Below are 8016 nucleotides of genomic sequence, written 5' to 3'. Positions count from 1 at the left end.
CTCCAGCCCCTGCTAGAAAACATTGACCCCAGGTCAGACCGTCGCGGATTGATGCCTGCGCTCCTACCGGCCTTCGAGGCCTGAATGTAATCGGCATACCGTGAGCTCAACCAATGTTGGCCAGAAGCCAAAGATGGCTTCCTCGAATAGGCCTTATACATAGATGCAACCGGGTAGCAGTGTTTGAAAAGCAGGTAGACAGTGGGGGCGAGTCCATACATAGGAGTGAGCCTGCTCGCGATAGCGGTGTTCCAGACAGACAAGTGTTGACTGTACCAACGCAATCGCGAGCAGGCTCGCTCCTACAGGGGATAGGGGGTTACTCGGTGCTGCCGAGTCCTTGCCAGTGTTTGAGGCCGATAAAGATGAAGCGCAACTGCTGAGTGATCTTTGCCTGCGGAGTCAAATGCTCGGGCAGCGCTTCGGCCGGCGGATCGATAATGTCCGGCAAGGTCGCGAACACACTTTTAACGATCAGATCAGCCATCACGCTCAAACCAGCGATGTTGAGATGCTGAAGCTTGGGCATCAAGGACAAGTCAGCCGCCAAATCCGAGCTGATGTCTTCACGCAACCGCCCAATCGCCAGTCGCACCGGCAGCGATCCGCCATACTGTTCGCGGGCAAGAAACAGAAACTGCGAGCGATTGGCGCTGACCACGTCGAGAAAGATCCGCACCGACGCATCAATAATGCCACCCATGACGAATTCGTTATGGCGCACCAGGCGAATGGTTTCGCGGAAGGTCTGACCGACTTCGCTCACCAGCACCAGGCCCAGTTCATCCATATCAGCGAAATGCCGGTAGAAACCGGTGGGCACGATGCCGGCGGTTCTCGCCACTTCGCGCAGGCTGAGGCTGCCGAATCCTCGGCCGCATTCCATCAGATGGCGAGCAGCGTCCATCAGGGCGTTGCGGGTTTGTTGTTTCTGTTCGGCGCGGGGCAGCATCGCAAGAGTGTTTTCTGGACAGGACAGCGGCGCACTCTAGCAAATCGGCTTCGCTGGCGTCGAACGACTATCGGGGGATCAGGCGGGGAAATGCAGTTCTGTATAAATCAAAAGCCCAATCCGGGAATTGGGCTTTTTCTCAGGGCGGCCATGGGGCTTAGCTCGTAGCGCCGTTGCGTTCGATCACACGGTCACCACCACCTTCGGCAAGGGTCTGGCCTTGTGGGGTACGGTCGGAGCCGCCTTCAGCCAGAGTTTGGCCTTGTGGAGTGCGATCAGAACCACCTTCGGCAAGCGTCTGACCTTGTGGAGTGCGGTCGGAACCACCTTCAGCGACGGTTTGGCTGAACGCCGAGTGGCTGTCTTTGACTTGCGGAGCGGCCTGATCAGGGGCTGGCAGAGCGAAAGCAGTGCTGGCTAGCATCGAGAGGGTCAGGCTAAGCAGTAGTTGGCGTTTCATGATGGGTTGCTCCTTGGGAGGGCGATCAAGTGGGTACGAGAGCAATGCTACTCTCGATAAGTCGATATGAAAGTTCATAAACGCAATGGTAATAATCAACAGAATTGATTGTTCTGCTGAGCGGCTCTAGAACGGGCGTTTTCGGCGAGTATTTTTGCCCTGGAATGGGTGGTTTTGACCCACTCGCGCCGCACAAAAAAACCGTTCGGTAACGCTGTCTGGAGTGAGCACGGTGACCCCGATCGATTATTTGAACGTTAATGGGCTGTTCGGTTAAACCTGCGCGCTTTTTCCCAGTCCTAGGTGTCATGGCAGGTCGGTTCTGGCCTAACGTTTCACACGTGCGTCGCAGTCAGGGCGCGCAGTCGTATTCAGGAGTCCTGTGCAATGACGCGCACCCCCAAGATTTTTGCCTGGACCTTTTCCAGTCTGGTTGTTCTGCTGGCGATATTTGTTTTGATCATCGTGTTTTTCGACTGGAACCGGATCAAACCCACGATCAATACAAAAGTCTCCGAAGAGCTGCACCGTCCGTTCGCCATCAACGGCAACCTAGCGGTGGTCTGGCAGCGCGAGCCTGACGAGGGCGGCTGGCGGGCTTGGGTGCCGTGGCCGCACGTGGTGGCCGAAGACTTGAGCCTCGGCAACCCGGGCTGGTCGAAACAGCCGCAGATGGTCACCCTCAAACGCGTCGAACTGCGTATTTCACCGCTGGCCTTGCTGGCTCAGCGGGTGGTGATCCCGCGCATCGATCTGACCGAACCGAACGCCGACCTTCAGCGTCTGGCTGATGGCCGCGCCAACTGGACGTTCAAATTCGACCCGAAAGACCCCAACGCCGAACCGTCGAACTGGGTGGTCGACATCGGCGCCATCGGCTTCGACAAGGGCCACGTCACCCTTGACGATCAGAACCTGAAGACACAGCTCGATGTGCTCATCGATCCGCTGGGCAAACCGATTCCGTTCAGCGACATCGTCGGCGACAAGGCGGCGAAAACCGCGTTTGAGAAGGGAGGCGCGCCGCAGGATTACGCCTTCGCCCTCAAGGTCAAAGGCCAATACCACGCGCAGAAACTCGAAGGCACCGGCAAGATCGGCGGCTTGTTAGCGCTGCAGGACGCGGCCAAGCCGTTTCCGTTGCAGGCGCAGGTGAAGATCGCCGACACCCGCGTAGAGCTGGCCGGCACCTTGACCGATCCCCTGAACCTTGGCGCGCTGGACTTGAGGCTGAAACTGTCCGGCACCAGCCTGGGCAATCTCTATCCGCTGACCGGTGTGATACTGCCGGATACGTCGCCATACGCAACCGACGGGCACCTGATTGCCAAGCTGCATGAGCCTAGTGGAGCGGTGTTCCGCTATGAAGCGTTCAACGGCACGATCGGCGAGAGTGACATTCACGGCAGCCTGACTTACGTCGCCAGTCAGCCAAGGCCGAAACTCAGTGGTTCATTACTCTCCGAGCAACTGTTGTTCGCCGACCTGGCGCCGCTGATTGGCGCCGACTCCAACGCCAGGCAACAGGCCCGTGGCGGCGACAGCAAGCAGCCGACGGACAAAGTGTTGCCGGTTGAAGAGTTCAAGACTGAACGCTGGCGTGACATGGACGCCGACGTCGAGTTCACCGGCAAGCGCATCGTCCACAGCGAAAAACTGCCGATCAACGACCTCTTTACGCACCTGATACTTAACGACGGCGTGCTCAGCCTGGAACCGCTGCGCTTTGGCGTGGCGGGCGGCAATCTGGAGGCACAGATTCGCTTGAATGGCCGTACCGAACCATTGGAAGGCCAGGCCAAACTCACCGTGCGCAGATTCAAGCTCAAGCAATTGTTTCCGACCTTCGAACCGATGAAAACCAGCTTCGGCGAGCTCAATGGCGATGCCGATATTTCGGGGCGCGGCAACTCGGTAGCCAAGCTGTTGGGCAGCGCCAACGGTACTCTGAAAATGCTCATCAACGACGGCGCGATCAGCCGCGAGTTGATGGAGCTGGCCGGACTGAATGTCGGTAACTATGTGGTCGGCAAAATCTTTGGCGACAAGGAAGTGAAGATCAATTGTGCGGCGGCCGACTTCGACATCAAGACTGGGCTTGCGACCACGCGCCTGTTCGTCTTCGATACCGAGAACGCGATTGTCTACATTGATGGCACCGTGAACATGGCGACCGAACAACTGGACCTGACCATTACGCCGGAGTCGAAAGGCTGGCGCTTGATTTCGCTGCGCTCGCCACTCTACGTGCGGGGCAAGTTCATCAAGCCGGATGCCGGTGTGAAAGCCGTGCCGCTGATGCTGCGCGGGGCGGGGATGGTGGCGTTGGGCGTGATTGCGGCGCCAGCGGCGGGGTTGCTGGCGCTGGTGGCGCCCAGTGGTGGTGAGCCAAATCAGTGTGCGCCGTTGCTGGAGCTGATGAAGGCGGGGAAGGCGCCGGTGACGGTTAAACCCACCAAGTAGTTACGGCGTCTACGAAGACGCCATCGCGAGCAGGCTCGCTCCCACATTAGTACTGCGAACATCGATCCCATGTGGGAGCGAGCCTGCTCGCGAAAGCGGTGTGTCAGGCACTACAGATCTTTCAGAATGTATGCCCGGACAGCAACGCCTCCTCGCGCAACCACGCAAAAAACGCCCGGACCGGCGGATGTCGCTCGCGCCCCGGCACGCAAAGCGCGCTGTAACCGGCGCCATCGAACTGAATCTCGCCGCGATAAGCCACCAGCAAACCGCTGGCCACGCTTTCCGACACCAGAATGTTGCTCGCCAACACCAGGCCTTGACCGGCAATCGCCGCTTGCAGGGCGTAATGCTCTTCGTCGTATTCACGAACCGTCGGTTTGCCCGCCAACCATGACTCGCCTGACTGCGCGCACCAGGCCTCCCAGCCATGGGCGTACAGCTTGGAGTTGTGCCAGTGCACGCTGATCAGCGTTGGCGTGTGAGTGGCGGCCAGTGCGACTTGCTCCGGCGAGCCGTACACACCAAAAGACTCATCGAACAGGCACAAACCATAGAGGTTGGGGTAGGTGTCGAGGCTGTAGCGCAGCACCAGATCGACACTGGCGTCCTGATGCAAATCGATGACTTCGCAGTGGGTGTCCAGGCGCAGGCTGATGGTGGGGTGACGCGCGTAAAAGCGCCCGAGGCGCGGCACCAGCCACAAGGCCGCGAACGCAGCAGTGGTGGAAACCGTCAGGTTGGTGCCACTGCGTTGCGGACGTAAGGTGTCGACGCTTTGCGCTACGTCCAGAAAGGCGCCGTGCAGGCTGTGAAATAACCGCTCACCGCCCTCGGTCAGGCGCACTTGCCGTGGCAATCGCTCGAACAGCGGCACGCCGAGCCAGGTTTCCAGGGAGCGAATCTGATGGGACACCGCCGTCGGCGTCACCGAGAGCTCTTCGGCCGCAGCCTTGAAGCTCAACAGGCGCGAGGCGGATTCGAAAGCGCGCAGGGCGGTCAGCGGCAACGAGGCAAACATTCAATTCTCCATGGGTGAAATAGATTCATCCAGACTGATTTCTGCTCATTTGAAGCGGTTGGCTGTGAGCTTCAAGCTGCAAGTCACAAGCCGTTTGAGTGTAATCCCAAGGAGATTCAGATGAGTAAAATTCTTGCCGTTCACGCCAGCCCCCGTGGCGAGCGCTCGCACTCGCGCCGTTTGGCTGAAGTGTTTCTTTCGGCCTGGCAGGCACGCAATCCTCATTCGCAATTGACTCGTCGCGAAGTTGGCCGGGCGTTGATTCCGCCGGTCAACGAAGCCTTTGTGGCCGCCGCGTTTTACCCCGAGCCCGATGCGCGACCGTTGTCGATGCAGGCTGATCTGGCCTTTAGCGATGAGTTGGTGGGCGAGTTGCTCGGCCATGATCTGCTGGTGATTTCCACGCCGATGCACAACTTCAGCGTGCCCAGCGGCCTCAAGGCCTGGATCGATCAGATTGTGCGGCTCGGTCTTACGTTCAATCACACCCTGGACAATGGCGTGGCCCAATACGAGCCGCTGGTACAGGGCAAAAAAGCCTTGATCGTCACCAGTCGCGGCGGTTTCGGTTTCGGCCCGGGCGGTGAGCTGGAAGCCATGAACCACGCTGATCCATTGCTGCGCACGGCACTGGGTTTCATCGGCATCACCGACATCACCGTAGTGGCTGCCGAGGGCGAAGAGTCCGAGGCGCGCACGTTCCAGATCTCTGCCGCCGAGGCCGAGCAGCGCCTGCTGGCGCTGGCCAGGGAGTTTTAGATGGCCTGGCTGTTTCTGCTGATCGCCGCCGGGTTTGAAGTCACCTTTGCCATGGGCATGAAATACGCAGAAGGCTTCACCCGGCTCTGGCCGTCGCTGATCACCGTGGTCGCCGCCGTGGGCGGGATTTACTTCCTGACCCTGGCCATGCGCGAGCTGCCGGTGAGCATCGCCTACCCGATCTGGACCGCAATCGGTTCACTGGGCACGGTGTTTCTGGGGTTTGCGCTGCTGGGTGAAAGCCTGACGGCGATCAAACTGGTGTCGGTGGGGTTGATCGTGGCGGGTGTAGTGGGGCTGAAGTAGGGCGGATGTCATAGACTGGTCGTCGAGTTGTCATCTTCGGTGACGATGCTCGGCTGACGTCTTGCATCGCGCCTTGCTTCATCTCACCGATCACAAGGACGTTCGCCCATGTCGCAAGGTTCCGCCACGCGTTACCCGTTGGTGTTGGTCCCGGGGATGCTCGGGTTTATCCGGCTTGTGCTCTATCCGTACTGGTACGGCATCGTCTCGGCGTTGCGCCAGGGTGGGGCGACCGTGTTTGCGGTGCAGGTCTCGCCGCTCAATTCCTGTGAAGTGCGCGGTGAGCAACTGTTGGCGCGGATCGAGGAAATCCTGCGCGAGACCGGGGCCGAGAAGGTCAACCTGGTCGGCCACAGCCAGGGGGCGCTCACTGCCCGCTATGCGGCGGCCAAACGCCCAGACCTCGTGGCGTCGGTGACCTCGGTGGCCGGGCCGAATCACGGCTCGGAGCTGGCTGATTACCTGCACAAACACTACCCACATGACAGCGCCAAGGGCCGGTTGCTGAGCTTTCTGTTACGGATAATCGCCGCGTTGATGAGCCTGCTAGAAACCGGCTATCGCGGGCCGAAGCTGCCGGTGGATATCCACGCATCCCATCATTCACTCACCACCGAAGGTGTGGCGCTGTTCAATCAGCGTTATCCACAGGGTCTGCCTGAAACCTGGGGCGGGCACGGGCCGGAAGAGGTTAACGGCGTGCGCTATTACTCGTGGTCCGGGACGTTGCAGCCGGGCAAGACCGATAGCGGGCGCAACCTGTTTGATGGGACCAATCGCAGTTGCCGACTGTTTGCCAAAACCTTTGTGAACGAAGTCGGGCATTGCGACGGGATGGTCGGGCGGTACAGCTCGCACCTAGGGACGGTGATTGGCGATGAGTATCCGCTGGATCACTTCGACATCGTCAATCAGTCGCTGGGACTGGTCGGGAAGGGCGCCGAGCCGATCCGGTTGTTTGTCGAACATGCGGCCCGATTGAAAGCGGCAGGGCTCTAAACTGAGTTKCCCTTATCGCGAGCAGGCTCGCTCCCACAGGGGAATGCGATCAACTGTGGGAGTGAGACCGGCTTGCCGGCGATGACGTCAGTTCAGGCAACTCGCACCTTACGGCCGATCACCGTCGTCCACCGCCCCGAAAGCACCACCCCACCCAACGTCAACACCCCGCCCACCAGGTGATACATCGCCAACTGCTCATGCAGCACCACCGCCGCAATCAGCGCGGTAATCAACGGCAGCAAATTGAAAAACAGCGTGGTCCGACTCGGCCCCAGGCGCACCACCGCCTGCATCCACGCCAATGGCGCCAGCATCGAAGCCAGCAGACAGGCGTAAAGCACCAGCGGAATGTTTTGCAGCGTCGGGCCGATCTTCGGCGAGGCGACAAATAGCGGAAACAGCACCACCACCGCCACCAACACCTGCAAATACAACAACACCAGCGGCGGCAACCGCAGCTGCCATTTTTTCAGCAGCGTGCTGTAAATCGCATAGGCAAGGGTGGCGACCAGCATCATCGCATCGCCCATGTTCACGCCGTGTTCAAGTAACGCGCCGAGGCTGCCGGACGACACCACCACCAATACACCGGCAAACGACAGCACCGCGCCGGCCAATGCGCCAGCGGTCAGGCGTTGGCCGAGGCTGACAATCGCCATGGCCAGTGACATCAACGGCATCAACGATAGGATAATCCCCATGTTGGTGGCCGAGGTCAGTGCTGCGGCGAAGTAGGCGAGGCTCTGATAGACCGCCATGCCCAGCACGCCAAGGACGAAAATCTTGCCCAGGTTCGGGCGAATCAGCGGCCAATGCGCGATCACCGGTTTGAGCATGAACGGCGTGAACAGAATCCCGGCCAGTAGCCAGCGGTAGAAACCAATCTCGGCGGGGAAGATCGCCCCGGCTGACATTTTGGTGATCACGGTGTTGCCAGCCCAGATGAGAATGGCCAGCAGGGGATAAGCGTATTGCATCAGAAAAAACCAGAACGTTAATGAGGGGCAATTATCTGCTTGTCTGGATGCAAGCCTATACTTCGATCCAGACAAC

The 8016-nt window shown here is 59.5% G+C and carries 8 protein-coding genes; 4 read left to right on the top strand and 4 right to left on the bottom strand.

The features are described 5' to 3' along the window. Positions 1–319: 319 nt before the first annotated feature. Together AC1DWM_RS16415 and AC1DWM_RS16410 are read right to left on the bottom strand one after the other, a co-directional pair. Entirely contained in the window at positions 320–952 is a 633-nt protein-coding gene (locus tag AC1DWM_RS16415) for a TetR family transcriptional regulator (RefSeq protein WP_223518490.1), read from the bottom strand. Between the two features lie 157 nt (positions 953–1109). Next, complete coding sequence (locus tag AC1DWM_RS16410) at positions 1110–1412, bottom strand: hypothetical protein (protein ID WP_223518491.1); 303 nt, start codon at positions 1410–1412, stop codon at positions 1110–1112. A gap of 387 nt (positions 1413–1799) precedes the next feature. Between AC1DWM_RS16410 and AC1DWM_RS16405 the strand changes: the two genes are divergently transcribed. Next, the gene (locus AC1DWM_RS16405; protein WP_477795663.1) at positions 1800–3875 is read left to right on the top strand and encodes an AsmA family protein; all 2076 of its coding nucleotides are present in this window, start codon (positions 1800–1802) and stop codon (positions 3873–3875) included. Between the two features lie 121 nt (positions 3876–3996). Here AC1DWM_RS16405 and AC1DWM_RS16400 read toward each other — a convergent pair whose 3' ends face one another. Further along, positions 3997–4896 carry a LysR substrate-binding domain-containing protein gene (locus tag AC1DWM_RS16400; protein WP_477795662.1) on the bottom strand — a complete coding sequence of 300 codons (900 nt, stop codon included), beginning with the start codon at positions 4894–4896 and terminating at the stop codon, positions 3997–3999. A 120-nt stretch (positions 4897–5016) separates the two neighbouring features. On the opposite strand from AC1DWM_RS16400, the gene AC1DWM_RS16395 reads away from it, so the two are divergent. The 3 genes from AC1DWM_RS16395 to AC1DWM_RS16385 all read left to right on the top strand — a co-directional run bounded on the left by AC1DWM_RS16395 (position 5017) and on the right by AC1DWM_RS16385 (position 6960). Then, a complete protein-coding gene (locus AC1DWM_RS16395; RefSeq protein ID WP_477795661.1) occupies positions 5017–5655 on the top strand; it encodes an FMN-dependent NADH-azoreductase in 639 nt (212 codons plus the stop codon). After that, the gene (locus tag AC1DWM_RS16390) at positions 5656–5961 is read left to right on the top strand and encodes a DMT family transporter (RefSeq protein ID WP_007947555.1); all 306 of its coding nucleotides are present in this window, start codon (positions 5656–5658) and stop codon (positions 5959–5961) included. Between the two features lie 108 nt (positions 5962–6069). Then, positions 6070–6960: an esterase/lipase family protein gene (locus AC1DWM_RS16385; RefSeq protein WP_477795660.1), complete on the top strand. Its 891-nt coding sequence runs from the start codon at positions 6070–6072 to the stop codon at positions 6958–6960. A 92-nt stretch (positions 6961–7052) separates the two neighbouring features. Here the strand turns inward: AC1DWM_RS16385 and AC1DWM_RS16380 are convergent, their stop codons facing one another. Next, positions 7053–7940 carry a DMT family transporter gene (locus AC1DWM_RS16380; RefSeq protein WP_223518498.1) on the bottom strand — a complete coding sequence of 296 codons (888 nt, stop codon included), beginning with the start codon at positions 7938–7940 and terminating at the stop codon, positions 7053–7055. Between the last annotated feature and the right edge of the window lie 76 nt (positions 7941–8016).

It is taken from the genome of Pseudomonas sp. P4_C8 (genome assembly GCF_056401975.1).
This window is presented reverse-complemented; position numbering and strand designations above follow the sequence as displayed.